The following is a 25,588-nucleotide window of genomic DNA, read 5'->3' as shown; positions in this document are numbered from 1 at the left end:
ATATGTCGAATAATTTTCTCGTGATTTTATTCAATATATCTTAAAGGAGGAATGATGTTTGAAGAAGAAAATCATCATGATTGGATTGGTCATCATTGTATGTACAGCGCTCATTTCTGCATGTGGTCAGGATAACAACTCGCAAGAAAATGGAGCAGATGACAATGCTGATCAGAAAGAAAACGATACAACAACGATTGAACTTGGTCAAAAAGAGCTGTCACTTCCCTATGTTTCATGGGCCACAGCAATCGCCAGTGCCAACGTGGCTAAAGTCATTTTGGAAGACGTCGGCTATGAGATTGACTTAAAACAAGTGGAGCCTGGTGCGTTGTATTCAGGGATCGCCAGTGGGTCAGCCGATTTTAACATGGGTTCCGTGACGTTACCGAATACACACGCTGATTACTGGGATGAGTATGGTGATGACATTGTTGATATTGGCAAAACCCTTGAAGACAGTGTCACAATGGGGCTGACGGTTCCCGAGTATGTAGACATAGATTCGATTAAAGATATGGCGGAAAACACGAATGGTATCGGGGACAAAGTGAATTGGAAAATCGTTGGCATCGATCCCGGTTCAGGGCAAATGAACATCACGGAAAATGATGTGATGCCAGGATACGGGTTAGATGCGTGGACATTGCAAAGCAGTTCCGGTGCGGGTATGACTGCAGAGTTAAAACGTGCGATTGACGCAAAAGAACCGATTATAGTAACACTCTGGGAGCCACATTGGGCTTTCATCGAATGGGATTTGAGATATCTTGATGATCCTGACAACCTTTTCGGAGATGCAGACAGCAAACATGCAGTGGCACGAAAAGGGTTCAAAGAAGATGCTCCGGCCGCCTATAAGATTTTAGAACGATTTGAATGGACGGCAGAGGATATGGGCGAAGTGATGGACATGACCCACAAAGGCATGGAGGCCGAAGAAGCTGCAAGAAAATGGGTGGAAGACAATCAGAGCATGATTGCTGAGTGGACAAAAGATATTGAATAGATACCAGTTGTCTTGTGGTCAGAGGGGGAAAACTGCCCCCCTATAGACCTATGCGAATCAACCCTTGGCTTTTGTCGGCCATATGAAATGGCTGACCGCAAATATAAAATCGATCCCTAGTACCAGCGTCCATATTTTTAAGAACCCGGAGAGGACTTCGGTTCGGGAAGGATCGTTAATCAAATAGATGAGTCCAAATAATATACCGGCACCGATGAGATATGCCAATACATGCTGTCCCCAGCTTTTAAAATAGTGTTTTGCATAATCCATGCCGTATCGTTTAACCGGTTTCGGCCCTTGTTTCATGACATAATATTGAAAACGCTCATCTGCCCAGGCGAACATACTTTTCCCAAACGCAACAGAAACGCCGATATAAATCGCAGCAACGCCATGCACTTGTGTTGCGGTTGCTCCTCGATATAAGTCTACACTCGTCGCGATCAGCAATATAGCGTCGATAACAGGTGTCAGAGCTAATAAAAAGAGCCCAAGCCGATTTAATTTAAAAATGTAACGTGTCAAAAGTCCAGCCAAAATGAGGACCCAAAATCCCACTTCACTGATCACAATCATCCAGCCAACAAAATTCAATTCAACACTTCCCCTTAATTTTCCCATCGATGTATACCGCAAGCTGATTTTTTGTATGATATAATCCAACTATAATGGGTGACGCTGCGTAACCTTCAAGCTTTTTTTCGAGGAGCGGGTAAAATGAAACGATGGACTACGGGCGAACTGGCCAAACAACGAAATATTTCCGTGCGGACGCTTCGGTATTATGATCAGATCAATTTGCTTAACCCCAGTTATAAGGACGCAAATGGGAAACGCTATTATTCAGAGGAAGACTTCTTTGAATTGGAAAAAATAATGATTCTAAAATCCATTTCGCTGCCACTGGAGGACATTCGTGGCGTCCTGGATCAGTTGTCCTATAAACAAATTCTGATCTCGCATTATAATTATCTGCAGGAGCAACTGGCGGAATTGCAAAGCAGTATTTCCAATACCACTTCGCTGATCAATATGATTGAGCTTGAGGAGGAGTTGCGTTGGGAGCACGTTTCAGAGCTTGTACGAAACGCACAGCATAACTCTAAAAAGTGGATTGATTATTTTCAGGAGGATGAACAAGAGCTCTTGAAAGCCGTGCTTCCGAATCTCAGTCACAATGATGAGAAGACACAACAGTATATTTCATTGCTGCGACAGATTGATTGGTGCATTGAGAACGGCGTTAAACCAGAATCAGAAGAAGGCGCGCGAATCGCTGCTACGATCAACGAGCTCTCAAATGAAGCATTCCAGGGCGACGCGGCACTGGAAGAGAAGTTCTGGGAAATTCGAAAACGGCCTGCCGAGGAAACAGGGCTGTACCCAATCTCAGACGACGTACTCGAATTTATAGAACGCTGCGTCGCCTCGGTAGAGACATAAGAGGGAAGCTCCAGAAGAGGCTACCCCTGTGCCAACAAGTATCCGCTTCGAAAAGCACCCACTTCGGCAAGTGCCTCTCTCGACAAGTGCCTGTCACTTCCCGGTTTATGTCGATTTATGTCGAACGGGGGTTATCCAGGTTTTCTGCTCACTTATCCGGAATTATTTTGATTTATCCAGAATTACTGACCTCTTATCCAGATGTTTGGTCGGTATATCCAGGTTTTCAGAGCACATATCCAGAATTTCACACCATATATCCAGGTTTTCGCTGCGTCGAGCTGAAACGCGACCCAGAATGTGCGCCCCCGACTCCTCAGCCTCACCAACACGCCCTCACGCAATCCCCCAGCTCTTCAAAAGCATTTCAAGTGCGGTTCCTAATTCAGCTTCTGGAATGCCGGCAAAGCCGAGGATCATTTTCGGTGATGGGTCGGCTTCTTTTTCAAGCAGGTAGGATGAGAGCGGGTGAATTTTAATCCGCTCGTTCCACGCCCGCTCTACAAGTTCTTGCTCTGTCATGCCATTTTTCACCTTGAGCACCATGTGGAGTCCAGAGTGTTCGCCGATGACGTCGACGGTGTTTTGATATGGTCTCAGGATGTCCAGTGTTTTTTCCAATTTCCGCCGGTAGACTTTTCGCATGCGATTGAGATGCTTTTCAAACTCGCCGTCTTGCATGAATTGGGACAAGATATGCTGGTCGATTCTAGATACTGAACAGTGATAGTAGGACAAGGCTTTTGTTTTATATTTTTCCAGCAAATGATTGGGCAGGACCATGTAGCTGATCCGGAGTGAAGGGATTAGCGATTTGGAGAATGATCCCAAATAAACGACTTTCTCCCGGTGGTCCATACTGTGCAACGATGGGATTGATTTTCCGCTGTAACGAAATTCGCTGTCATAATCATCTTCTATAATATAGCGGTTCGCTTTTTCGGCTGCCCAGTTCAGCAGTTTGATACGGCGGTTAACGGACAGAACAGCCCCATATGGAAAGTGATGGGAAGGGGTCACGTAAACCGCGTCAATGTTCGTGCGCTCAACAGATTCTATTTTCACGCCATCCGCATCAACATCGAGCGGATGCACGTGATTGTGGTAACGGTCCAAAATATTGAGGATGACATGATAACCAGGGTTCTCGACGCCGTAAACCGTATGTTGATCCAGCAAAAAAATGAGCTGCTGCAGGAGAACATCGCTCCCTGCACCAACGATAATTTGCTCAGCTGTACACTTCACGCCGCGTGCATGGTACAAATAATGCGCAATTTGTTCCCGCAATGCCTTTTCGCCTTGTTTATCGCCAAGCCAAAGCAACGATTGGTGAATAGGATCAATCGTGTCCCGTGCATATTTTCGCCATTGGGCAAAAGGAAAATGCTCTGTGTCAATGCGGCTGGGGTGAAAATAGTAGGCAATAGATTGTTCCTCGGCCGGTTGCTCATGTGGCGCCCCGGCGTCTGGCTGTACATACTCCAAGTCTTCATAGGCGAGGACAAAGTAGCCTTTACGGGGCAAACCTTCAATATACCCTTCCGCCGCCAACTGAGCGTACGCATTTTCTACGGTATTTTGACTGACCTCTAAAAACTCGGAAAGCTTCCGTTTCGAAGGGAGCTTGGCACCGTATGCCAGCCGTCCTTCTGTAATTTCCGCTTTGATAAAATTGTATAATTGCTCATATAAAGGACTGCCCGGTGCTCGTTTTAAGTGGCACGCTAACATATCCATATCGATCATCCCCACCATAGTTGATTTTGAATCTGGTATCATTAAAAGATGTGAAACTGACCATTTTAATAGGGTCACTTATTTTCTATAATAATCAATAGAGCAGTCAAACACAACTTTGAATGGAGTGGCACAGATGGGAAACCAAAAAGATTTTATCGAAATACCTAAAGGTGGCGTCATTATGGACGTCATTAATGCAGAGCAAGCGAAAATTGCAGAAGCAGCGGGTGCAGTTGCTGTCATGGCTTTAGAGCGGGTGCCATCTGACATTCGTGCAGCGGGTGGCGTGGCGCGAATGGCGGATCCGCGGATCGTGGAAGAAGTCGTGCAGGCGGTCAGCATCCCGGTGATGGCAAAAGTGCGCATTGGCCATATTTCGGAAGCGCGGGTGCTCGAGGCTATGAACGTTGATTATATTGACGAGAGTGAAGTGCTGACGCCGGCAGATGAGGAGTTCCACCTTCTGAAAAGTGATTATAATGTGCCGTTCGTTTGCGGCTGTCGTGATCTGGGAGAAGCTGCCCGTCGGATCGGAGAAGGGGCATCAATGCTGCGGACAAAGGGTGAACCTGGGACTGGAAACATCGTGGAAGCAGTGCGTCATTTGCGAAAAGTGAATGCACAAGTGCGGAAAGTGACGCGCATGAATGATGATGAGTTGATGACCGAAGCCAAAAGCCTCGGCGCGTCTTATGAGTTGCTCAAACAGATTAAAGCGGAAGGGAGACTTCCGGTCGTGAACTTTGCGGCAGGCGGTGTTGCAACGCCGGCTGATGCGGCTTTAATGATGGAACTCGGCGCAGACGGTGTATTTGTCGGTTCCGGTATTTTCAAATCTGAAACACCAGAATTGTTCGCCAAAGCGATCGTCCAAGCGACAACACATTACCAAGATTACGCACTCATCGGCAAACTCTCAAAAGACCTCGGAGCAGCCATGAAAGGCATAGAAATATCCACACTCAGCACCGAAGAAAGAATGCAAGACCGCGGCTGGTAGGATAAATAGGAAGCGAAAAAATCGGAAAGAGAAAAACCGGGAAGTGCCTGTCACTTCCCGGTTTTTGTCGGTTTATGTCGAATGGGTGGTGCATATTTATTGAAAGGCGTTTCTTGTCCGGGTGATTGATGGTATAATACAACTCAGCTAACTGGATTCGTATCGGGTATTTGGTCTATGTTGACCGTTCCATGTTCCAGCATGGAGCGGTCTTTATCATGATGCAATAATAGGTTTAGTACTACAACGACATGCGTGTTTGTACACGTGGAAATGCGGGGCCTGGCCCTATTCCGCTAATTGCTAGAAAGTGAGTTGTTTTGTTTGGTCTCTGCAAATGTAAGGTTTTGGATTTTAATCGGCATTGTTGGCATATCGGGATTTTCCCAAGGGATGCTGATGCCGACGATTGCAATTATTTTTGAACATGCGGGTATCAGTTCCTCGGTGAACGGCATCCATGCGACCGCATTATATATTGGCATCCTCGTGGCATCGCCCTTTATGGAAAAGCCGATGATGAAAATGGGGTACAAGCCGTTTATCGTGCTCGGAGGCGTCTTGGTCTTTGTGTCGCTGTTTTCGTTTACGCTATGGGATTCGCTGATTTTTTGGTTTGTGCTGCGTCTGTTGATTGGCATCGGGGATCAAATGCTGCACTTCGGGTCACAGACTTGGATTACGACAACCGTTTCGGAAAAAACACGCGGCAGAAGTGTCGCATTGTACGGGCTGTCGTTCGGACTCGGGTTTGCAATGGGGCCTCTGTTGACAAGGCTTGTCGAAGTTAATGAAGCATTGCCATTTATGCTTTCTGCTGCCCTCAGCATGACCATGTGGTTGTTAATTTTCCTAGTGCGCAATGAGCGGCCGGATATAGAGGAAGACAGCTTCAAGACAGTTGGCTCTACCAGAAGAATCGCTAAAACGCTGAAAATTGCCTGGGTGGCGATGCTGCCGGGATTTACATACGGTATTCTCGAAGCAACGCTGCATGGTATTTTTCCGGTGTACGGACTGCGGATCGGGCATGACGTCGGGGCGCTATCCCTGATTATCCCGCTGTTTGCGCTCGGAAGTGTGGTCACGCAATTGCCGTTGGGCGCCTTGAGTGACCGACTGGGGCGCCGGAAAGTACTGATTGCTGTCTTTTTCACCGGCATTATCTGCTTCACGCTGGCAGGGGTCCTGGAATCCTCAGTTGTCGCGCTGTTTATCTTATTTGCCGTGTCAGGTATGGCGGTGGGGTCCACGTTTTCACTCGGCATTGCTTACATGACAGACCTGCTGCCAAGAGCCTTGCTCCCAGCCGGCAACATCCTGGTGGGCGTCTGCTTCAGCCTCGGCAGCATCATCGGGCCATTTCTCGGAGGACTGTTCATCGAAACATTCCCCCATGTCTCCCTGTTCTACCTAATCGTTGGCATGCTCACCGCCGTCCTCATCGTCCTGCTCATGAACCGGGAAAAAGCAATACCCTAGTGGTGCCTGTCACTTCCCGGTTTATGTCGGTTTATGTCGAAAGTGAGGCGTGAACGGAATAGGATTGTCAGTATGGCAATTTCAGGATCTGGCGGGGATTCGTTTATCCAGGTTTTTGGCCAGCTTATCCAGGATTTTTTCGTTTTATCCAGAATTTTACCCCATATATCCAGGTTTCCGAATCGTTTATCCAGGTTTTTACTGCACTTGTAGTGTCAGTCACCCCACTCTGTCAACGCTTTACCGTGTGGGGAGGCCTGGCACCATTTACTAGCTCTTATAAAAATCAAAATATCTCTCATCACTGCTTAAATCCACCAAAAACGGATGCAAAAGAAAAGCAATAGCAGCCAGAACTGGAAATAGACTGAGCAGGATAACTCCCGGCACATCAAAGAACAATTGAATCAAGAGCGGCGATAAAACGATAGCCGTCAGAAAGCTGACTTTCAGTTTGGACCTTTGTGTCTGATACTGCTTCTCCCCACAATATGGGCAACTCATCTCATGATCTAAAGTTGATGTCTTTTTAACGGTTTGCTTCCAAGTCCATTTTCGTTCACACACTTCGCAAGTTGGCATTAAAAACGACCTCCTTACTTACCACAACAATGTTTGAACTTTTTCCCGCTGCCGCATGGACAGGGATCGTTTCGCCCAATCTTTTTCCGGGAGTTAAATGAAATGACATTGTCCTTTGGCTGTGATTGTGAAGATGCCTTCTCCTTTTCCTCAGCAAATTCTCGAAGCTGCACGGGTGTATAGCCTTTTAAAACCCATACCCTTGTGTTATTAAACATTAAAATAAATTGATCGATAAATCTTCGCAGTTCGTCTTCGCTACTAAATTCAAATGTTTGCTGAGCGTCTAATATAAGATCGTTGAGGCTCCGGTTGTTTCGAATCGCCAGCTGGGAAGATTCGAGTAAAGTATCTGCCTCATCGTTGTTAATATCATAGTGCCCGGTCAAAAATTCAAAGAACTGCCGGTAGCTTTTGTTGCGGTCGACATACCCTGGAACCCCCGCTCTCAACAATTCCTCCCTCGTAAATGGATAAAATGGTACATCTTCACGCGTCCGGTGAGTGTAGGCAATGTGCTCCGGGTCGTTAACCTCCCTATACGAAACACCGTTCTCATCAAACTTGATGTATTCATAGCATGATTTCGCATCATGTATGACTTTAAGAAAATCCATTTCATCCATATCATAGCTCGAATACTGTGTTACTTTTTCAATCAATTGTGCGGTGGAAAGTGTGCCATAAAAGTACAAGAGCCCTTGTGTCATATGAATCCACTCAGTATTTCTCTGGACCCGGTCTTTAACACGCGCATGGTCAATCTCGTGGAAAAGGGCAACCAGTTCGGATGGCAACACAACCAATTTATCTCCTTCGTCTTCACCGGTGAACATAACCCCGTATGTTCCAAGAAACCTGAGCTGACTGATTTCAAAGTTCGCAGCCGCTAGAGCCCCGCCATGATGAGCTGCCTTTTCAATCATACGGTAAGCATCAATGTCCAGTCTCGCAAGGATAGATTCGAACCTGCCCTGAATCGCGTCTGTCAACAAAGCGATGAGCTCAGCTTTTCTCAAAGAGCTGGCCCTCTGGATGTCCAACTGCTGACGAATATTTGTCAGTTCGTCTTTCGTCAACCGTGCCAATGCTTCATCGAGCCGGATTGGGCTATGAATTTTCCGCCAGAGAAGCAGCGCCTCTCTTTTTGCTGCGTCCTCTTTCATACCCTCAATGGCTGCCAGCATATTTTTAAAGTCTTTCTGGTCTATAATGCTTCGATTTTTACTCAAGCCTAACCTCTCCCTCATGAAGATCACATGCGCGAAATACGCTTGAATCTACTCCTATTTTAGCACAAAGCGGATTGTTATAAGAAGGCTGAAATATTTTAACGAACGTAAGACTCCGTTATAATGAATAGGAATACGCTTCCAGAGAGGTGTGGTAAAATGCTCGAACATTTAGGCGTACAATCCGTTCGGCTGGATTTGCCTTTCCGACTCAATCATGTGAATTGTTTTCTTGCGGAAGGGGAGAATGGCTGGACCGTGATCGATACCGGTTTACATAACGAACAAACGGCAAGCAGATGGGAAAAGGAATTGGCGGGAAAAGACGTCACGAATATCTTGCTCACACACTATCACCCCGACCACTTTGGATATGCAGGCCAGTTGCAGCAAAAGACGGGAGCCAAATTGGCCATGACACAAATAGATGAGCAGGCGGCACAAATGGCATGGGACATGGACTTCCTCAATACACTTGCGGAGAATTACAAGGTGGCGGCGATCCCCGAAGACATTGCTGGTCAAATGATTGAAAATACCAAAGCGTTCGTGCCGCGTGTCACGCCTTATCCGGCGGTCCATCACCATTTCGAGGAAGGGGAAAAGGTCGTCATTGGCCGCTATGTGTATGAGGTGATCTTTACCCCTGGACATTCGGATGGTTTGATTACTTTTTATAACAAAGAGCAGCGGGTGTTGTTTTCAACAGATCATATTTTACCGAAAATCACTCCGAACATTTCATACTGGTTCCACGGGGATCCGAATCCGCTGGCAACCTATCTGGCTTCCCTTGAAAAAATGAAAAAGCTGGATGCTGAGCTGGTCATACCATCACATGGCAGGCCCTTTTACGGGGCGAACGACCGGATCGATGAGATCATGGCCCACCACGAACAGCGGCTCGATCAAACACTGACAGCTGTTGGAAAGTCGAGCCGTGTATATGATGTATGCCAGAAATTATTTCCCAAAGAACTGACCATCCATGAAACCCGCTTTGCCATCGGGGAAACCCTTTCGCACCTGGAATACTTGCGGGCAAAAGGGGAACTCGGGCGCCATACGCAAGACGGACAGTGGGTTTATCTGAAATAGTGTTTGAGGTTTGGACAACCCAAATAAAAAAGGCCCAGGGATCTATTGCCCTGGACCTTTCTATTAATCAAGAATGGTAACATCGACAGATTGCCTGCCCCATTTAAATGCTTGTTTTTCAGACGGGATAAACAGATCGACCCTGTCGCCCTGGATAGCACTGCCAATATCCTCGGCGGTTGCGTAGCCATAGCCTTCTACATATACTTTTGACCCAAGTGGAATGACATCTGGGTCAACAGCAATCACTTTGGCGTCCGGATTGGCAATCAGATCAACCCCTGTATAAGTGGTGCCTGAACAGCCGTCACATGAAGCGGTGTAAGCCGTTGCCGTAACAGGGATCGTTTTACCTTTCGGGGCGTTGACTTCTACGTGATCGGCTTGTTCTGTTTCAAAAAATTTCAATGGTTGTTTTGAGTTGATGCTCGTATGTTTCAGTCCTTGTATATGAACCAGTTCATCGTCTGTGATATCGTTAATATTTAAGAATGCGTTAAAGTTATCTCCTATTTTTACCTCATCTTCTTGAGCCGAAACACCTATTGCGGTTGCACAAAAGGTAAATAATATTGCAGCAAAAAATGCAGCGAATTTCTTCATTATAAGGCCCCTCCTTTGTCGTACACAAGGAACATCATAACAAAGGAGCAGCAGGAATACAGTAACAAAACGATTAAGAAAATGTTACAAAAGACCTATTTTTATCGCAAAATCTTTTCCATCGATTTTCCTTTGGCGAGTTCATCGATCAGCTTGTCCATGTAGCGGATTTCCTGCATGATCGCTTCTTCAATCTCTTCCACCCGAACACCGCAAATCACTCCTTTGATCTTTTTTCGTGCTGGATTCAATTGTGGGGCGTCCGTAATAAAAGTCTCAAAATCAGTCTGGTTCTCTAATTGTACATCCAAGTCCCCTTGATCATACCCCGTCAGCCAATGGATAATTTCATCGACTTCTGCTTTCGAGCGTCCCTTTTTCTCTGCCTTTGCAATGTAATGCGGATAAACATCAGCAAAAGGCATGGTGTAGATTTTGTGCTTAGCCAAAATGAGCCCTCCTTTGTTTGATCTTAATTTCCAACAGGAACCTCGGTTTCAATTGGATTATTTATATATTCTTCAACCATCGTGATCGATTCTATTCCCTGGGAAATATCCTTGTTTGCTTTTACGACGTGTGTTCTTGGGGTTGCCATTTCATCACAGCCATCGTTCGGGCCTATTAGCTCAACTATGAACACCTTCATTGCCTTGGCGTCACGGTCCAATTGAATATCCTTGATTATCGCTGGACAGTTTCCATCTCCTTCACCAGACTCATACATTCCGATGAAATAAGCATTTTCTGAGTCAAAATCGATGTTCGGCGCTTTGCCATCAAGTTCATAAAACCCCCACGCATCTTCATATTCGGATTGTGTGTCAGCCTTTTTGATCAAATATTGAAAATGTGGCACCTCTTCTCTTTCCAACGCTAAATCCTCAAATTTTGCAGGGAGATTCTTTTCACTTGCTGCCAATTCAATGGTCTGATCACCGTTTTCGTACAGAACTTTTCCTATCTGTTCATCCACAGTAGTGGCATTGTTTTGTTCGTCTTTATCGTTCGAATCGCAACTAGCCAAAAAAACCCCCGTACATACAAATATCAAAAGGAATACAAACCTTTTCATAGTTCAGCCTCCCTAAAAAGAATTTTGAACATTAGACGGGCCTGTAGAAGACAAGTTTCAGCTACATCTAACACACCATGAATTCGACACCAACCGACAAAAACCGGGAAGTGACAGGCACCATTAGGGAGTCGTTTTTAACCGCTTTCTTGCACCGTTTGATGTATTTGTAATCGGTATTTGCGGCAGTGCTTTGCTCAATCCGTGCAGCGGCATATTTCCATAAACAGATTCGTAATGTTCTTTCTTAACCTGATAGCTTTCGTGGAAGATACCGACTGCGGGGTTATTTCCGACTTTTCGATTAAAGTCCCGCCATGCGATCAAATGCTTATCGTTTCTTGCATATGACAAAAGATCCTCTAAAGAGCGCCAATACTGAATCATGACTGTCGTCCGCAGTCCAAAATAAGTTTCCATAGACAAAAACCCAAGCTTATCCCGATTCTCTCTCAGTTCTTTCATCATAGGCGGCATTGCTGAAAAGACCGGCAGCCATTTATGAACAGCAAACCATTTGTTAACACGCATGCCAAAGATGAAAATGACAAGATCGTCTTGATTTTCAGTTGTATAACGCCCACTGAAAATTCGCTTCCCCATGATGCGGTCACTCCTCACGTCTATTGAATCATCCACAAACCTACAAACAGCACAGCCACGGCTCCGTATATGAGTACTTCAACCTTGGGCGCGTGCTTGATGTTGGACTTTCTGGTTGCCCAACCTAAGATCACCGCCAGGAACAATACACCCATGACAAGAAAAACCGGCATCACCAATGTCGTCCCCCCTAATCATTTTCCGTTTTACACTGTCTTAGTAAGCATAAATTGGACTGGTAAGGGCACTCTATTTTGCAAAAAGGCGGGTGTACCCATGCATAAAATGATCATTTCCACAGTCGCGATTGTTGTTCTTTTACTTGGTTTTTCAAGCCCAACAATAGATGCCAGGGCAGAAACTGAAGTCATCCCTCTGGATCAACCTCCGAGTTTAATGGAAAAGGCCTTTCTGAGAAGTCTTGGTGAAACGATCTTTGATGTGATGAGGCATCATGGTGATCACCAGTTATTTGAATTTGGAAGAATAGAAGAAATAACTGGAGATGATCCATATGATGTCACCTTGAGCGTCATCGGTTTTGAAGGCCCACATAACCCGCCGCACAAGTTCATTCGCATGACCCTACGCATACCAGGGAAAGCGGAGGCCGATTATACTGTTTTGTCTTATTCTCATCGACATCTCTCCAGAAAAGAATATCGCAAGCTGACTCAATACAGATAACCGAGGGATTGGCCAAGCGGAGCCATCTCGGTTCAATTTTTAAAGTTATCTAAGTCAAATTTCGCTATTTCTTCATTTTCTATTGTTACAACTAGAAATGCGTCTAGTGCATGATTTTCAAGCTCATCCAAAGTCTCTCTTGAAGGCACCAGAAGTGGCACGGTAGGATTTTTTCGCTTACGCCCAAGTCATAGTAAAGCGCATTTTCAGCCTCTTCGCCGGATTCAAGAATGGATGAAGTCGTACTGCCATATCCAACCCCGCTTTCCTCATATTCTTCGGGATTAAAAACATTGAAGCCGATGAGCGCCTCTGAAGTCGATTGCAATTCCTCTTTAGGCTCAATTCTAAAATTCAATCCTTTGTATGCATCGGCTGTTCCCAGGGTGGCGCTGCCTGCATTTTCGATCGTGAATTCGTAATACAACGCTGTCGGAATCAGCGCTTCACCTTCTCTTTCTCCTTCAGTGATGCTAATCGAGCCAAGCAACGCTTTATCTTTCACAATCTGCACATCCGCATCAACGAGCTCAACAGAAGGCTCCGCTGAACAAGCACTCAAAAAGAGTGCCACCAGTAACAAGATTGGAAAGCCCAAATATTTTTTCAAGTCAATGCCCCCTAATTATAAGCCGAGATTCTCTACTGAACTTCTCTTTCAAAAATCAGCTCAAAATAACTCGCCATGCCATAGGAGCTTGTGCTAGGCGCAAAAATCTGAACCAATCTCCAGCCGTCTTTTGCATGTTCACGTATGATTTCGTGATGATCCTCTTGAGGTTTCGTGAAGAATCCTTTTAACTCAACCTTTTCAAACTTGTACTCATACATTTTATTCACCTTCTATATTTTTTCATCATTAATAATAATACGATTTATTTATACGAAAGTTTCATAAAACCTTTCTTGTTAAGAGATTGTCCCAATAACGCCCAAACCATTTCCATGCAAACAGCATAAAAATATGTTAAAATTTAGATAATAACAAAATCATTCACAGGGAGGAGACTGAACATGTCTGAGCATGGTCGTCGCATGATCCAAAGGGAAAATGAGATGCGGACAGAAGAGATCTCGAGGATGATTGATGAAGGTGGGCTGGGAGCGGATAAGTATTATGACATCTTAAAAAGTAAAACCAGTGATATAAACAGCTATGAAAATGTGGAATCACAGTGGCGAAGTGAACCGAACCGTTAAACGAGGTGTCAGTTTCCGCGCGCTTAACATGCGAGGAGACTGGCACCAAACTCATCTTGCCCGAAGTGCCGCAATATGTGCTGACTTTACCGCATCATCAGCATTCGCACCTTCCTTTAAGATTCTATAAAATTGATCGACTTCCTTTTGTGATAATATCTTTTCGCTCCGTTTGATGTCGCGTTTGATCACACGTGCCAGATGCTGTCTGTTGAGTACTTTCACATGCGGGGAGGTAACAGTGATTTTTTTCAGCTGACATCGCTTGCTGAAAATAATGTACGATGTAAAAATGTCATCGATTTTGGTGCCAAGGGCATGTTTAATAGCACGAATATGGCCTTGATTTTGCCGGATCGGGTTGTAAAAGCGATATTTTCTCCGGTTAGGCAGGCTCTGCGTCCAGTTCCGGTTCTTTTCATTTCCGAAAATCCAGCCACTGTAATTTTTCGATTCAATAACATAAACGCCCCACTCAGAAAGCATAACCAAATCCACTTCCGTCGTCTTACCATCCTCTTTTTCTATATATATATTGGTTAACAGCTTGTGCGGGAATTTCAGTTTCTCGAGAGCGACAAACGTCAAGTATTCCCCATAATTCCCCTTGTCCAGGATGGTCTTTAGAAAAGGATTGCCACTCGCTTCCTGATAATCAGAAGCAGAGAATTTCAAATAAAAAACCAACATAAGCAAGCCAAACGTTAATAAGAAAAACACCACAAACGCAACAGCAAACATAAATCTCCCGCCTTATTCAGTTTTTGGGTAAAAGTTTCCATGATTGTTATATACAACACCTCAGTCAAAAACTCCTTCTAAATCAAGGTTTTCCCCAGTCCTCTCCCAGCGCCCCCTCGCAGTGCCACCGCAGTGCCTGTCACTTCCCGATTTATGTCGATTTATGTCGATTAATGTCGAACCTCGAGTGGGGTTTTTTCAAATGGCGACTGAGGTCTGGTATACTTCTTTTACTAGCGCTACTGTGCAGAAAAGTGAAGGAGGGGGTCTTTTGAATATTCTTTTGTTAGGTGCGACCGGGCGAGTTGGTGGGAGTGTTTTGGATAAAATGCTGCAAGACGGCCATCATGTTGTCGCCGTTGTCCGTTCGCCAGAGAAGTTATCAACCCAACACGCGAATCTCCAGGTAATTGAGGGGGATGTGCTTGATATGGCAACGCTGGAACAGGCTATGTCAGTCTGTCCGATCGAAGTTGTTTTCTGCGCGTTGAACACAGACAAAAATAACACCCTATCCAGATACACACCAAATATGATCCGCCTTATGAATGCACACCACATCCATCGTTACCGTACTAATGAGCGGGAAAGCCCATTCCTTCAGGTGTGGGATGAGAGCGAATATATTAAGACATGATCTTAAAAATAGTAGGGTCAAAACAATTAAAATAAAACTGGAACATATGTTCTTCATTTGATATAATAGAGTTGAGGAGGTGAAATGGTGCCAACAATTTCTCTGAAAGTAGAATTGCTAAAGCCGACAATAGAAAAACAAAATGTGTATCAAACAATGACACAAACAAACACGGATTTCGCTAATTGGCTTTTAACTTATGACGATCTAAACAAAGCGACATCCAAAGTTTTCAAGCTGTTCTCATCCAACAAACAACTGCCCTCAGCAGTTGTTAATCAAACGATTCGGGATGTAAAAAGTCAAAAGAGACACCAAAAAGCGAAAAAATATAAACGACTTTGGTGTGCTTTCAATAACCAAAACGCCAAAATAGAATATGACAGCCTTTATAAAATCAGCTTCCCGACACTTGAAAAACGCATCGGCGTGCCTTTGGTCGTCCGACCGTTTCAGCAAAAATGGCTCGATAAGGTTTTAAACGGTGAAGCCAAACAAGGTACGGTTGACCTTTTTAAAAAGAGAGGCCGCTGGTTTGTGACAATTGCCATTTCCTATGACGTAGAAAAAACGACCAATGAGAAGGTATTGGGTATTGACCTTGGGTTGAAAAACATCGCCACATGCAGTGTCGGCACGAAAAGTTTATTTTTTAAAGGCAATCAAATAGCCTTCAAAAGAAGAAGATTTTCTTCAAGAAGACGCAAGCTGGGCAAGCTGAAAAAACTTCAAGCTATCAAAAAATCAAAAGATAAAGAGTCCCTTTGGATGAGAGAAATGAATCATACCATATCCCGTCGAATCATACGGTTTGCCAGGTCCAACGGTGTTGGACTGATCAGAATGGAAGATTTGACAGGTATTCGCATGGCTAAATCAAAAAAAGAAGCAGGCAGAAACCTAAACAATTGGAGTTTCCATCAGCTTCAGACATTCATTCAGTATAAAGCAGAAATGGCAGGCATCACGGTTGAATATGTCGTGCCAAATTATACATCGCAAACATGTAAATGTGGAAATTGTGACAAGCAAAACCGCAATGGTTTGATGTTCAAATGTAAAAAGTGCAGCTATAAAAACCACGCGGATTTAAATGCAAGCATCAATATCGCAAAAGCCCTGTCAGGCATCTCCAAACATAAACAAGTTATATAACTCGTGTACCGGTAACAGGTATACCGCCAATTGCGGTACAATTCATAACGCAGTTGGACGGGGCCATGGCAGCCCCCTTAACTTGAGGCTAGTTCAAAACCGAAAGGGACTGCGAACGTCTTAGCACTCGAGAATCCCACTGCTTTAGCTGTGGGAGTGTCAAATTGCGATTGGTACAGCTGGGATCCTCAATAGCAGAGGAAACCCGAACATCTACCGTTTCCAGTCTTCAGAGTCCAAGCGAAAATCTACGACCGCTGCTGAAGACCATCTGGCGGCATATCAAAGATTAAAAGTGTCAGATCTGGATTGGACCCTCGTATGTCCGACGTATTTACCGGATGAAGAAGAAACAGGGGTTTATCGTGTAGAAGCAGATGTGCTGCCTGAGGGTGGCAAGAAAATCAGCGTTCAGGATACGGCTGCATTTGCTTACGCTCAGATAGAGAGTGCACGATTCGTTGGAAAACGGATCGGGATCGCTTACTAAGCATGCCAAAAAGAGTGACAAAAAGCCCGCGGATATTGAATCCCGCGGGCTTTTTTAACTCAACTTTTCGCTGTTTCGCTGTGATCTCTTCTCCCAAGGGTCAGAGCGCCTGCGATCAATGGAATTTGTAACGGCAACCGCAGCCATAATAGCCACGGATTCGCATTATCACCAGGGCGAACAGCGATTTTTTTCACAGCCATATATACATTTGCCGGGAACACGGCCACCATAAATAACGCCAGAAGTTTACTCGTAATCTGCTGACCCTTTTTCACCCAAAGCAAAACTGAGAACATCAATTCAAAAACACCAGTAATCAATACGATGCCCCGCCGAAAAGGCAGTGCTTTTGGAACAATCCTCCGAAAGACAGGCTCCCGCACAAAATGCAAAACCCCGGCGCCAAACAAGATCGCCGAATACAACCCACGAAAAAACAACTTCATAACAACCCCACCTCATAACCCCTTGAAGTGACAGGCACTTTTTGTACAAAAAGTGCCTGTCACTCCCCGACTTTTGTCGACTCATGTCGAAAGTCGGAGGGCGGTTTTTGTTCATTATAAACGATAGGGGCTGATGTTTCTATAGATGTGGATATAAGCATAAAGCCACCCCATACTTTGGTTTACATTCACCTTATTATTTGGTAATCTAAAACAAAGTGAGTAATCACTCACACTCAAACACTCACTCAAAGGAGGTGCTCTCAATGACACCACATGTCCTTCTCAAAAATGTTCAAAAGTCTTTCAAAAACGAAACGGTCCTAGAAGACATTTCGCTTTCCATTCCGGAAGGTCAGCTGTTCGGCCTGCTAGGTCCATCTGGTTCGGGCAAAACAACGCTTGTAAAAGTCATGATTGGTCTGCTTGAGCCAACGAGTGGGATGGTGATGATCGCGGGAAAGAAGATTCCGAGTCTGAAAGTGATGAAGGATATTGGCTACATGGCCCAGGCTGATGCCCTATATACAGATTTGACCGCTCGGCAGAACCTCGCCTTTTTTGCGGGGGTGTATGGCATTCCGGGTAAAAAACGCAAGGCGCGGATCAGGGAGGTCGCGCAGATTGTGGATCTTGAAAGCAATCTTGATAAACGACTGGAGCAATTTTCTGGTGGGATGCTTAGACGGATGTCACTGGCAGTGGCGCTTTTAAACGATCCGAAGCTGTTGATTTTAGATGAGCCGACAGTTGGGATTGACCCTGTGCTCAGGGCGTCGATCTGGAAGGATCTGAAGGCGCTGCAGGAGAAAGGGACCACGATAATCATCACAACGCATGTGATGGATGAAGCTGAAAAATGTGACAACCTAGCGTTGCTGCGGGACGGATATGCCATTGCTCAAGGCTCCCCGAGCGAATTGAAGCAAAAGAGTCATCAATCAACACTGGAAGAGGCTTTCCTCCATTTTGGCCAAGGGAACTGGACGCCAACAGGGAAATCATAACGAAATGAGGTGAGATGATGAAAATATGGTCAATTATGAAACGGGTTGTTCAGCAATTTGTAAATGATAAGCGGTCGCTGGCATTGCTCGTCGTAGCGCCACTCTTTGTTCTGACCTTGCTCTGGGTGGTTCTGGACATTGAAAAATATGAACCTACCATTCTGCTGACCGATGTGCCCGATCAACTAACTGATGCTTTAAAAAAAGAAGATGCAACGCTCGAAACGATGAGCATCGATAAGGCAGAGACAGCACTGAAAGCCAATGAAGCGGATGCGCATATCCGGCTGACGGACGGTGAGCTTCAGATTACAATGGAAGGGAGCAATCCAACCGCCACAAAACGGGTTCAGCAGGTACTCAGCCAGGGGATGCAAACCCTCAACCCCAAGGCGACGGACACCGAGGTCAACTTTCTGCACGGATCAGATGATCTGAAAGCATTTGATAACAGCGGACCAGCACTTGTCGGGCTGTTTGTATTCTTTTTTGTATTCTTGCTGAGCGGCGTGACGTTTTTGCGGGAACGAACCCAGAACACACTTGAGCGACTACTTGCAACCCCTTTGAAAAGATGGGAAATCGTACTTGGGTATCTCGGCGGTTTCGGCATTTTCATCGTCATTCAGTCGGTCCTCATTGTCCTGTATGCCGTTTACGCGCTCGGCATGTACATGGAAGGGTCGATCATCAGCGTGCTTGTCATCACCATTCTGCTCGCACTCGTGGCACAGAGTCTCGGCACATTGCTGTCGGCGTTTGCCAAAAATGAATTCCAGATGATTCAGTTCATCCCGATCGTCATCGTGCCGCAAGTGTTTTTCTCGGGTATCTTTTCAACAGAGCAGGTGGACTGGATTCACGTGATTTCCAAAGTCATGCCGCTCACTTACGGAAGTGACGCCCTAAAAGCGATCATGCTGCGCGGGCAGGGGATGGGCGACTCGCTGCTGGAGATCGGTGTCTTGATCGGATTCTTCGTCGTTTTTCTGACGCTGAACATCACCGCATTAAAAAAACACCGTAGAATTTAAAGGAGGGATTGAGATGATAAACGAGGAACAGATGACGCCCAAGCAGAGGCAGATCGTACAGGCGGCCATCGAGCTGATTTCGGAAAAGGGGTATGCCGCCACATCGACGAGTGAGATCGCCAAGCGCGCAGGTGTGGCCGAGGGAACCATTTTCCGGCATTACAAAACAAAACAGGATCTGCTGTTTGCCATTGTGCACCCTGTGATTATCCAATCTCTTGCACCAGTATTTGCTGATCAATTTGTCGATGAAGTATTCCGGAAATCCCATCCTAGTGCAGAGGATTTTCTATTCCATTTCATCCAAAATCGTTTTGAGTTCGTGAAGCAGAATCTGCCGGTTATCAAAATTGTGCTCCAGGAGCTCGCTTTCCAGCCGGAGATCCAGAGCACTTACAAGCGCACATTTATGGAAAAAGTCTACCCCGCCATGAATCGCACCTTGGAGCACTTGAAGGCAACAGGTGAATTCCGGGATCTCGACAACGAACAAATCATCCGCTTGGTCGCCCCCACAATCATGGGTTTCCTGATGACCCGTTTCATCATCCAACCCAATAAAACCTGGAACGACACCGAAGAAATCAAAACAACAGTCACATACATCATGCAAGGCCTCAAACCATAGAAAAACCGGGGAGTGACAGGCACCTTTCGTCCGAAGGGTGCCTGTCACTCCCCGGTTTATGTCGACTATTGTCGAAGGTTTGTGAGGGCTCTTAGTAGGTTGAATTACACAATGTACATAATATGATATTATAGGAGGTGAAAGGAGTCGATGCATATGACAGCACTTAATGCTACTGATGTCCGCAAACATTGGAGTCAGTTTAATGATGATATTGTTCGCGAAGGCCCTAAGTTTGTCAAACGGAACAGAGACTATTGGGCTGCATTGAGCATAGACCATCTCAAAGCAGCTTTTTCGAATCTAGAATATAAAGTGCGTTTTTTAGAAGAAAAAGATGGGACAATGACAGCTTCACTCGAGCGATTTGATATTGTTGAAAATGGTGATAACAAACAAGAAGCACTTGATTTAGTGGTAGACGAACTCGTTGAATATGCAAATGAATATCAAGACAATTTTAACCTGTATTTTAATTCCTTGAATAGACAGGACCACCTCCCCTATATTTTAAATGTCCTGGCACAAAGTACTCCTGAAGAGGTTAAAGGTTTAATCCAATGCCCAGCTGGAGAGAAATAGAACGGTTTTGCAGAAGAGATGGCTGGGAAGAGTTCAAAAAGAAAGGTCATCATATTTACTTCAGGAAACTAATGGAGGATGGAACGGTTAAAAGGACAAAGATCTCGAGGGGAACCGGGGAAGTAAGAGGTCATTTATGAAAAGAATTTTGAAAAAACAATTGCAGGTTACAGAAGAAGAGTTTAACGAAAAAAAGTAGTATGATTCTGTCCACCAGACGGTCCATACTACTTTTTGCTTACACATAATTTATGGTTGGCGAGAGCCCTACCTAATTTTCGCATAAAAGATATTTCCGATGAAGCTCTAAGTCTCATCTACACGCTTATCCTTCAAACAAGCCTCTGCTTCCACACCCCCATCATCACCACCCAGTTTTCGAAATTTGAGCAACTGATAAAGGAATATGATTTCGACAATCAAAGTCGCCCCCGTGCTAAGCGTTGTTATGGTCATCAACGCGCTGCCGTATGTGTTAATCGTAAAGGGTATGGCAATATGAGCAGCAATAAATGTGACGGCATAGATCCTCATTGCGCTGGTTGTACTTTTAACAAGCTGCGGATCTCCCAGCTTCCGCGCATTCGCGATCATCAGCTGAAACACATAGAAGACGAGCACCAATTTCAATACGCCCAAAGCAAAATAATAAATCCCCCACATGGTGATGAGGTCCGTTACTGTATTTTGCGGAATAAATACAGTCGGAACCGACACAATCGCAAGCATGATCCCCGTTATATGTACTTTCCTTCCCCCAGAGAATTGCTCGATCAGAACCGATACACCGGAGCATACTAATAAAAAGCCAATCGGATCAGGCAATAGATCAATAGGAATGTTTATATCAATCAGCACCAGTATAAATCCCCAAAACATGCGTCCATAAGCAGTTCTCAATCCGAGTCACCTGCTTTCTTTTCTGCAATGATATCGGCGATTTCATTTTCTGGGAAATAAGCCATATCATTCACATAAACATTTTCCGTAAAAGCTTCTCCGTTGTCTATTGTGCCTTTGATTTTCAGACCCAATTCTAAGAAACTTGTGCGATCCGAGATGACCTTTGTAAAAACTCGAAGGCGATCATCCTTCTTTACGGTTAAAGGCAGTGAGCCCGCTTCTGATACGTCGAGCGCTTCATCCGGGCGAGACATTCCCACGTCAATTTTAACACTCAGTTCGTCGCTGATCTCGTCCGCAAAAGGAATCAAAACGTCTTCTATGTTAGCGGCTTGCAAGACGGTGACAGAGGTCTCACTTGTCCCGTCACTGCTGCTCGAGCCCGAGGAGAAATCAAATACATCAGGGCTTCCCTGGTGATGGGCGATCTCTGTTTTGCCAATCGAAGCCTTAACCTTCTCCCGGTCCGAAAACGTAACATGCATCGTTTCAAACATCCAAGTTTCATCTGACCCTGCTTCAATGGGTATTTGATCTGCTGAAATCTCAATCGTCACCGGAACAATATAATAATGGCTGAACTCCTGCACATAATGAATTTGAGGCTCATCATTCAAGAAAAACCCATGCTGATCATAAACGGGATAGGCCTCAACCCCGTCAATATCCACAAAAGCAACCCTTTTCGGCTGTTGCTTGTTCGTGATGTAATAAAAAGTCAGATCGACGGTACCCTCCAGATCATAAATTTCCTCTGTATAATAATGATCAAGAAAAATAGGCTGGTCCAGCTGCTTGGAATCAAAAAACATATAATTCCCCGCCACACTTACCACCACCACAAATATCCCAATCCACAAAAAACGCTCCCGCACCACAAACTCCCCCCCAATAAACACAACTCCCAAAAAATCTTACCACAGCACAAGACCCCCGACAAGCACCCCTCGACAAAAGGCACCTTCGACAAGTGCCTGTCACTTCCCGGTTTATGTCGACTTTTGTCGAAGGGGTTGTCCTTTTGTATGTTGTTTTCATTTTTGTGGGGGTTTGCTCATATATTGATCTGAGAGGTGATGATTGTGCCAAGAGTCAAGTACACGGAAAGTGACGTTAATCTGGTGGCGAGGATGATGCGGGCTGAGGCAGAGGGGGAGGGCAAGCTGGGCATGCTGATGGTGGGGAATGTGGTAGTGAACCGGGCCATCGCCAATTGTCTGGACTTTCAGGACTTGAGATCCATTTCTGATGTCATCTATCAGATCCAGGGCGGCAACTATTCATTCGAAGCCGTTCAGAAAGGCAATGTCTTTTACAATCGAGCAAGAGAAGTCGACAAACGGTTGGCTAGGCGCACCTTGGACAGATGGCGGCAGCACCCATCCAAGTACGCCCTCTGGTACTTCAATCCATATGCGCCATGCCCACCCACCTGGTATGGTCAGCCATTTACAGGCCAATACAAACTCCATTGTTTTTACGAACCGCAAGCAGATACATGTGATGCAGTTTATATGGGCTAATAAGCAGAAAGCGTTACCCAGCCCCTCCTCATCCCACATCTTCGCAAAAACATCCCAGCAGCAAAAAGGCCTGAACAACAAAACCCGAACAACGCCATTTCTAATGGTCCGTTGTTCGGGTTTTACATTCGTTTCATCTTTTCATATCGATTCATTTGTAACTTTTCCTTCAGCTGTTCGTATATAGAGTACAAGATAGATCGAAAAAAGGGTTTTGTCAAAAAGCAGACAGTCAATCCCTTGCCGTCTCAATAACCCTGTAATTTTCGTGGTGGACAATGGTGTTTGTATAACCGTGATTCAAGTCTTCATAATCCTTCACGTCTGATATGTCCACCATAATGCTGTTTTTTGTATTCGATGGCAGGACTTTGCCTCTCACTAAAACGCCCGCCTGTTCAAACTCGATGATATCACCAAAATGAGCCTTATTTTGATCTGGTTTAAACACGTCCATCCTCCTCAAAGTCCGACCTTTTATTATGTATGGACCGAAAAACCCGTAGATTTTTCGATCCCAAAGGGGGGAATCACACTAACCATAACGCTTAATATTGGCACAAATTTGTAGGAAATGTGGCATAATCATGTAAATGCGATTTTCTAAAATCGAAGCTTATGAAGCGGTCCTACTATTTAAATATTTACGCCACAATTACTAAGGGCAGAACAACCCATATGAACACTACTAAGAGGTGATGAAATACAATGACATGTAAAACAGCCAACGAACTATGGAACGCTTATCGAAAAATAAACCCAGATGCACCGGAGGAGTACGAGGCATGGGCTTTTGGTGATTCAAAAGACATGGCTGATGAACTTGCCGAATTGGTGTTAGCAGGAACGAAGACAGCAACTGCATCTAATTATATGCTTTATGAACTGGAAAACGAGCCTCTGCCGCATGTGGGGCTCCATAACGTAATTCTTAACGGGGAAGGCGAAGCTGTTGCAATTGCCAAAACCATCTCCTTAGAAGTCATGCCATTCGATGAAGTGACTGAAGAACATGCATATATGGAAGGTGAAGGGGACCGCTCGTTGAACTATTGGCGCAGTGTTCATGAAACTTTTTTCAAAAAAGAACTTGAAAGCGTTAATCTCGTGTTTCATACTAAAATTCCCGTTGTGTGTGAGCAGTTTGAGGTGGTTTACAAGTGAGTGGGGGGTTTTGATATGGAGCTTAAAAACGAACAAGATATCTTAACTTTAATTCGTGAAGATGATTGGATGATGTATGTTTTGGCTGCGGCAAAATCACTCAGTTTACCGGATTGGTGGGTGTGCGCAGGTTTTATTCGGTCGAAAATTTGGGATGCGTTACATGGCTACAGCGAACGGACGCCTATAATGGATATTGATGTGATTTACTATGACGAAGCTAATATAGATGAAACTGAAGAGAAAAGGCTAGAGCAAGAGCTGACGAATAGACACCCTCATGAACCCTGGTCGGTGAAAAATGAAGCAAGGATGCACATCGTAAACGACATTCCCCCATACGCATCCGCTGTCGATGCCATTTCTAAATTTCCTGAAACGGCTACAGCACTTGGGGTGAAGTTGGACGAGCATGACAACTTAATATTAGCTGCCCCGCATGGCGTTGAAGATATTTTGAATTTACAAGTGAGGCCAACTGAGTATTTCACGCAAGTCAAGAAGCGTGCAATGATTTATGAGGACCGTTTAGTAAAGAAGAATTGGACGTCAAATTGGAACATGGTCAGTATTCAGCATATAAACCTACCACTCGATTAGCGGTCTTTTCATAGGGGTATACCCAGTTTTCAAGCCTGCACTGTGATAACAAATACTTATACCATTAGTTACGAAATTAGTATTTTAACTGATGACACAATCACGGTATGATGGAAGCAGGATATGTGAAAGGGAGGAAACATTGATGTGAGGATTTTCGATGCGCATTTTCATATTATTGATTATAACTTTCCAATTAAAGAAAATCAGGGGTACACGCCACCGAGCTATGTTGTGAGTGATTATCAAAAAGAAATTGCCGATCTGAATGTACTTGGCGGTGCAATTGTATCTGGATCTTTTCAGGGATTCGATCAAAGCTACTTATTGAAAGCCCTTAAACAGATGGGGCCGGCTTTTTGTGGTGTAACACAGTTACCGCACACTGTGACAGATGAGGCAATTGTAAGCCTACATAACGCTGGAGTCCGGGCATTGCGGTTCAATATCAAGCGAGGCGGTTCAGAGGATGTGTCAAAGCTCGATTATTTTGCCAGGCGTGTGCATGAACTTGTTGGATGGCACAGCGAACTTTACATAGATGCCAAGCACTTGCCTGATATCGCATCAACTATTGAAAAATTACCCGCGGTATCAATTGATCATTTAGGGTTATCTGAAGAAGGATTACCTCATTTACTAAAGCTTGTGGCAAAAGGTATACGCGTTAAAGCGACTGGTTTTGGGCGTGTTGGATTGAACATAGAGAACGCCTTAACCTCAATCTATGATATGAACCCGGATGCTCTGATGTTTGGCACTGATTTGCCATCTACAAGGGCGAAAAGACCTTTTACTTACACAGACATTGAGCTGATTCAACAATTATTTGATGAGGAAGCTGTCGATAAGATCATGTATACGAATGCGTTTAAATGGTACTTTAAGTCACCTAGCTCCAACATTTGAAGAGCT

At 44.9% G+C, this 25,588-nt stretch carries 33 protein-coding genes and 1 pseudogene; 18 read left to right on the top strand and 16 right to left on the bottom strand.

Going from position 1 to position 25,588, the window contains the following annotated elements; all coding sequences use genetic code 11:
- Positions 1-58: 58 nt before the first annotated feature.
- A complete protein-coding gene (locus JNUCC1_RS07320; protein WP_231784091.1) occupies positions 59-1,009 on the top strand; it encodes a glycine betaine ABC transporter substrate-binding protein in 951 nt (316 codons plus the stop codon).
- 57 nt (positions 1,010-1,066) lie between these two features.
- Here the strand turns inward: JNUCC1_RS07320 and JNUCC1_RS07315 are convergent, their stop codons facing one another.
- Positions 1,067-1,633 carry a hypothetical protein gene (locus JNUCC1_RS07315; RefSeq protein ID WP_442915424.1) on the bottom strand — a complete coding sequence of 189 codons (567 nt, stop codon included), beginning with the start codon at positions 1,631-1,633 and terminating at the stop codon, positions 1,067-1,069.
- A 96-nt stretch (positions 1,634-1,729) separates the two neighbouring features.
- Between JNUCC1_RS07315 and JNUCC1_RS07310 the strand changes: the two genes are divergently transcribed.
- Entirely contained in the window at positions 1,730-2,455 is a 726-nt protein-coding gene (locus JNUCC1_RS07310) for a MerR family transcriptional regulator (RefSeq protein ID WP_156644766.1), read from the top strand.
- Positions 2,456-2,791: 336 nt separating this feature from the next.
- Here JNUCC1_RS07310 and pdxR read toward each other — a convergent pair whose 3' ends face one another.
- Entirely contained in the window at positions 2,792-4,195 is a 1,404-nt protein-coding gene (gene pdxR / locus JNUCC1_RS07305) for a MocR-like pyridoxine biosynthesis transcription factor PdxR (protein WP_156644765.1), read from the bottom strand.
- A 136-nt stretch (positions 4,196-4,331) separates the two neighbouring features.
- On the opposite strand from pdxR, the gene pdxS reads away from it, so the two are divergent.
- Complete coding sequence (pdxS, locus tag JNUCC1_RS07300; RefSeq protein ID WP_156644764.1) at positions 4,332-5,198, top strand: pyridoxal 5'-phosphate synthase lyase subunit PdxS; 867 nt, start codon at positions 4,332-4,334, stop codon at positions 5,196-5,198.
- A 324-nt stretch (positions 5,199-5,522) separates the two neighbouring features.
- Positions 5,523-6,680, top strand: a complete 1,158-nt coding sequence (locus tag JNUCC1_RS07295) for an MFS transporter (protein WP_156644763.1) — start codon at positions 5,523-5,525, stop codon at positions 6,678-6,680.
- A 270-nt stretch (positions 6,681-6,950) separates the two neighbouring features.
- On the opposite strand, the gene JNUCC1_RS07290 is transcribed toward JNUCC1_RS07295, so the two are convergent.
- Both JNUCC1_RS07290 and JNUCC1_RS07285 read right to left on the bottom strand, forming a co-directional pair.
- A complete protein-coding gene (locus JNUCC1_RS07290; protein WP_156644762.1) occupies positions 6,951-7,262 on the bottom strand; it encodes a TIGR04104 family putative zinc finger protein in 312 nt (103 codons plus the stop codon).
- Between the two features lie 14 nt (positions 7,263-7,276).
- The gene (locus tag JNUCC1_RS07285; protein ID WP_197431663.1) at positions 7,277-8,494 is read right to left on the bottom strand and encodes an SEC-C metal-binding domain-containing protein; all 1,218 of its coding nucleotides are present in this window, start codon (positions 8,492-8,494) and stop codon (positions 7,277-7,279) included.
- 159 nt (positions 8,495-8,653) lie between these two features.
- Here JNUCC1_RS07285 and JNUCC1_RS07280 point away from each other — a divergent pair, with 159 nt between their 5' ends.
- Positions 8,654-9,592: an MBL fold metallo-hydrolase gene (locus JNUCC1_RS07280; protein WP_156644760.1), complete on the top strand. Its 939-nt coding sequence runs from the start codon at positions 8,654-8,656 to the stop codon at positions 9,590-9,592.
- Positions 9,593-9,655: 63 nt separating this feature from the next.
- Here the strand turns inward: JNUCC1_RS07280 and JNUCC1_RS19215 are convergent, their stop codons facing one another.
- From JNUCC1_RS19215 to JNUCC1_RS07255, 5 genes are all read right to left on the bottom strand, one after another.
- Positions 9,656-10,195: a 3D domain-containing protein gene (locus JNUCC1_RS19215; protein WP_156644759.1), complete on the bottom strand. Its 540-nt coding sequence runs from the start codon at positions 10,193-10,195 to the stop codon at positions 9,656-9,658.
- 101 nt (positions 10,196-10,296) lie between these two features.
- Entirely contained in the window at positions 10,297-10,644 is a 348-nt protein-coding gene (locus tag JNUCC1_RS07270) for a DUF2200 domain-containing protein (protein ID WP_156644758.1), read from the bottom strand.
- Between the two features lie 23 nt (positions 10,645-10,667).
- Positions 10,668-11,270 (bottom strand): hypothetical protein, encoded by a 603-nt coding sequence (locus JNUCC1_RS07265; RefSeq protein ID WP_156644757.1) that lies wholly within the window; start codon positions 11,268-11,270, stop codon positions 10,668-10,670.
- 123 nt (positions 11,271-11,393) lie between these two features.
- Positions 11,394-11,873, bottom strand: a complete 480-nt coding sequence (locus tag JNUCC1_RS07260; RefSeq protein WP_156644756.1) for a DUF4188 domain-containing protein — start codon at positions 11,871-11,873, stop codon at positions 11,394-11,396.
- A gap of 20 nt (positions 11,874-11,893) precedes the next feature.
- Entirely contained in the window at positions 11,894-12,046 is a 153-nt protein-coding gene (locus JNUCC1_RS07255; RefSeq protein ID WP_231784090.1) for a hypothetical protein, read from the bottom strand.
- Between the two features lie 103 nt (positions 12,047-12,149).
- On the opposite strand from JNUCC1_RS07255, the gene JNUCC1_RS07250 reads away from it, so the two are divergent.
- The gene (locus JNUCC1_RS07250; RefSeq protein ID WP_156644754.1) at positions 12,150-12,560 is read left to right on the top strand and encodes a hypothetical protein; all 411 of its coding nucleotides are present in this window, start codon (positions 12,150-12,152) and stop codon (positions 12,558-12,560) included.
- Between the two features lie 103 nt (positions 12,561-12,663).
- Here the strand turns inward: JNUCC1_RS07250 and JNUCC1_RS07245 are convergent, their stop codons facing one another.
- Positions 12,664-13,170: a hypothetical protein gene (locus JNUCC1_RS07245; RefSeq protein WP_156644753.1), complete on the bottom strand. Its 507-nt coding sequence runs from the start codon at positions 13,168-13,170 to the stop codon at positions 12,664-12,666.
- Positions 13,171-13,202: 32 nt separating this feature from the next.
- Positions 13,203-13,391, bottom strand: a complete 189-nt coding sequence (locus tag JNUCC1_RS07240) for a DUF4177 domain-containing protein (RefSeq protein ID WP_156644752.1) — start codon at positions 13,389-13,391, stop codon at positions 13,203-13,205.
- A gap of 183 nt (positions 13,392-13,574) precedes the next feature.
- On the opposite strand from JNUCC1_RS07240, the gene JNUCC1_RS07235 reads away from it, so the two are divergent.
- Entirely contained in the window at positions 13,575-13,760 is a 186-nt protein-coding gene (locus JNUCC1_RS07235; RefSeq protein ID WP_156644751.1) for a hypothetical protein, read from the top strand.
- Positions 13,761-13,811: 51 nt separating this feature from the next.
- On the opposite strand, the gene JNUCC1_RS07230 is transcribed toward JNUCC1_RS07235, so the two are convergent.
- Positions 13,812-14,501 (bottom strand): nuclease-related domain-containing protein, encoded by a 690-nt coding sequence (locus tag JNUCC1_RS07230; RefSeq protein WP_156644750.1) that lies wholly within the window; start codon positions 14,499-14,501, stop codon positions 13,812-13,814.
- A 271-nt stretch (positions 14,502-14,772) separates the two neighbouring features.
- Here JNUCC1_RS07230 and JNUCC1_RS07225 point away from each other — a divergent pair, with 271 nt between their 5' ends.
- From JNUCC1_RS07225 to JNUCC1_RS07215, 3 genes and pseudogenes are all read left to right on the top strand, one after another.
- Positions 14,773-15,138: an NAD(P)-dependent oxidoreductase gene (locus JNUCC1_RS07225; RefSeq protein WP_156644749.1), complete on the top strand. Its 366-nt coding sequence runs from the start codon at positions 14,773-14,775 to the stop codon at positions 15,136-15,138.
- Positions 15,139-15,225: 87 nt separating this feature from the next.
- Complete coding sequence (locus JNUCC1_RS07220) at positions 15,226-16,293, top strand: RNA-guided endonuclease InsQ/TnpB family protein (RefSeq protein WP_331713727.1); 1,068 nt, start codon at positions 15,226-15,228, stop codon at positions 16,291-16,293.
- A gap of 163 nt (positions 16,294-16,456) precedes the next feature.
- Positions 16,457-16,783: pseudogene (locus JNUCC1_RS07215) on the top strand (NAD(P)-dependent oxidoreductase); the annotation flags it as partial.
- A 59-nt stretch (positions 16,784-16,842) separates the two neighbouring features.
- Here the strand turns inward: JNUCC1_RS07215 and JNUCC1_RS07210 are convergent.
- A complete protein-coding gene (locus tag JNUCC1_RS07210; protein ID WP_156644747.1) occupies positions 16,843-17,232 on the bottom strand; it encodes a DoxX family protein in 390 nt (129 codons plus the stop codon).
- Between the two features lie 266 nt (positions 17,233-17,498).
- Here JNUCC1_RS07210 and JNUCC1_RS07205 point away from each other — a divergent pair, with 266 nt between their 5' ends.
- From JNUCC1_RS07205 to JNUCC1_RS07190, 4 genes are all read left to right on the top strand, one after another.
- Complete coding sequence (locus tag JNUCC1_RS07205; RefSeq protein WP_156644746.1) at positions 17,499-18,239, top strand: ABC transporter ATP-binding protein; 741 nt, start codon at positions 17,499-17,501, stop codon at positions 18,237-18,239.
- Between the two features lie 14 nt (positions 18,240-18,253).
- Positions 18,254-19,273, top strand: coding sequence for an ABC transporter permease (locus tag JNUCC1_RS07200; protein ID WP_231784089.1), 1,020 nt, complete (start codon positions 18,254-18,256; stop codon positions 19,271-19,273).
- Positions 19,274-19,286: 13 nt separating this feature from the next.
- Positions 19,287-19,901, top strand: coding sequence for a TetR/AcrR family transcriptional regulator (locus tag JNUCC1_RS07195; protein WP_156644745.1), 615 nt, complete (start codon positions 19,287-19,289; stop codon positions 19,899-19,901).
- A gap of 156 nt (positions 19,902-20,057) precedes the next feature.
- The gene (locus JNUCC1_RS07190; RefSeq protein ID WP_231784088.1) at positions 20,058-20,483 is read left to right on the top strand and encodes a hypothetical protein; all 426 of its coding nucleotides are present in this window, start codon (positions 20,058-20,060) and stop codon (positions 20,481-20,483) included.
- A 306-nt stretch (positions 20,484-20,789) separates the two neighbouring features.
- On the opposite strand, the gene JNUCC1_RS07185 is transcribed toward JNUCC1_RS07190, so the two are convergent.
- Both JNUCC1_RS07185 and JNUCC1_RS07180 read right to left on the bottom strand, forming a co-directional pair.
- On the bottom strand, positions 20,790-21,383 hold the full coding sequence (locus JNUCC1_RS07185; RefSeq protein ID WP_156644743.1) for a hypothetical protein: 594 nt from the start codon (positions 21,381-21,383) through the stop codon (positions 20,790-20,792).
- The gene (locus JNUCC1_RS07180; protein WP_156644742.1) at positions 21,380-22,261 is read right to left on the bottom strand and encodes a hypothetical protein; all 882 of its coding nucleotides are present in this window, start codon (positions 22,259-22,261) and stop codon (positions 21,380-21,382) included. The genes JNUCC1_RS07185 and JNUCC1_RS07180 overlap by 4 nt, the downstream gene beginning before the upstream one ends.
- 207 nt (positions 22,262-22,468) lie before the next feature.
- On the opposite strand from JNUCC1_RS07180, the gene JNUCC1_RS07175 reads away from it, so the two are divergent.
- Complete coding sequence (locus JNUCC1_RS07175) at positions 22,469-22,909, top strand: cell wall hydrolase (protein WP_331713654.1); 441 nt, start codon at positions 22,469-22,471, stop codon at positions 22,907-22,909.
- Between the two features lie 232 nt (positions 22,910-23,141).
- Here JNUCC1_RS07175 and JNUCC1_RS07170 read toward each other — a convergent pair whose 3' ends face one another.
- Positions 23,142-23,360 carry a DUF2187 family protein gene (locus JNUCC1_RS07170; protein ID WP_331713653.1) on the bottom strand — a complete coding sequence of 73 codons (219 nt, stop codon included), beginning with the start codon at positions 23,358-23,360 and terminating at the stop codon, positions 23,142-23,144.
- A gap of 257 nt (positions 23,361-23,617) precedes the next feature.
- Here JNUCC1_RS07170 and JNUCC1_RS07165 point away from each other — a divergent pair, with 257 nt between their 5' ends.
- From JNUCC1_RS07165 to JNUCC1_RS07155, 3 genes are all read left to right on the top strand, one after another.
- A complete protein-coding gene (locus tag JNUCC1_RS07165) occupies positions 23,618-24,073 on the top strand; it encodes an ASCH domain-containing protein (RefSeq protein WP_156644739.1) in 456 nt (151 codons plus the stop codon).
- A 15-nt stretch (positions 24,074-24,088) separates the two neighbouring features.
- Entirely contained in the window at positions 24,089-24,673 is a 585-nt protein-coding gene (locus tag JNUCC1_RS07160; protein WP_156644738.1) for a nucleotidyltransferase family protein, read from the top strand.
- A gap of 147 nt (positions 24,674-24,820) precedes the next feature.
- The gene (locus JNUCC1_RS07155; protein ID WP_331713652.1) at positions 24,821-25,582 is read left to right on the top strand and encodes an amidohydrolase family protein; all 762 of its coding nucleotides are present in this window, start codon (positions 24,821-24,823) and stop codon (positions 25,580-25,582) included.
- The last annotated feature ends 6 nt before the right edge of the window (positions 25,583-25,588 follow it).

The sequence above is a fragment of the Lentibacillus sp. JNUCC-1 genome (assembly GCF_009741735.1).
GTDB lineage: Bacteria > Bacillota > Bacilli > Bacillales > Amphibacillaceae > Lentibacillus_B.
This window is presented reverse-complemented; position numbering and strand designations above follow the sequence as displayed.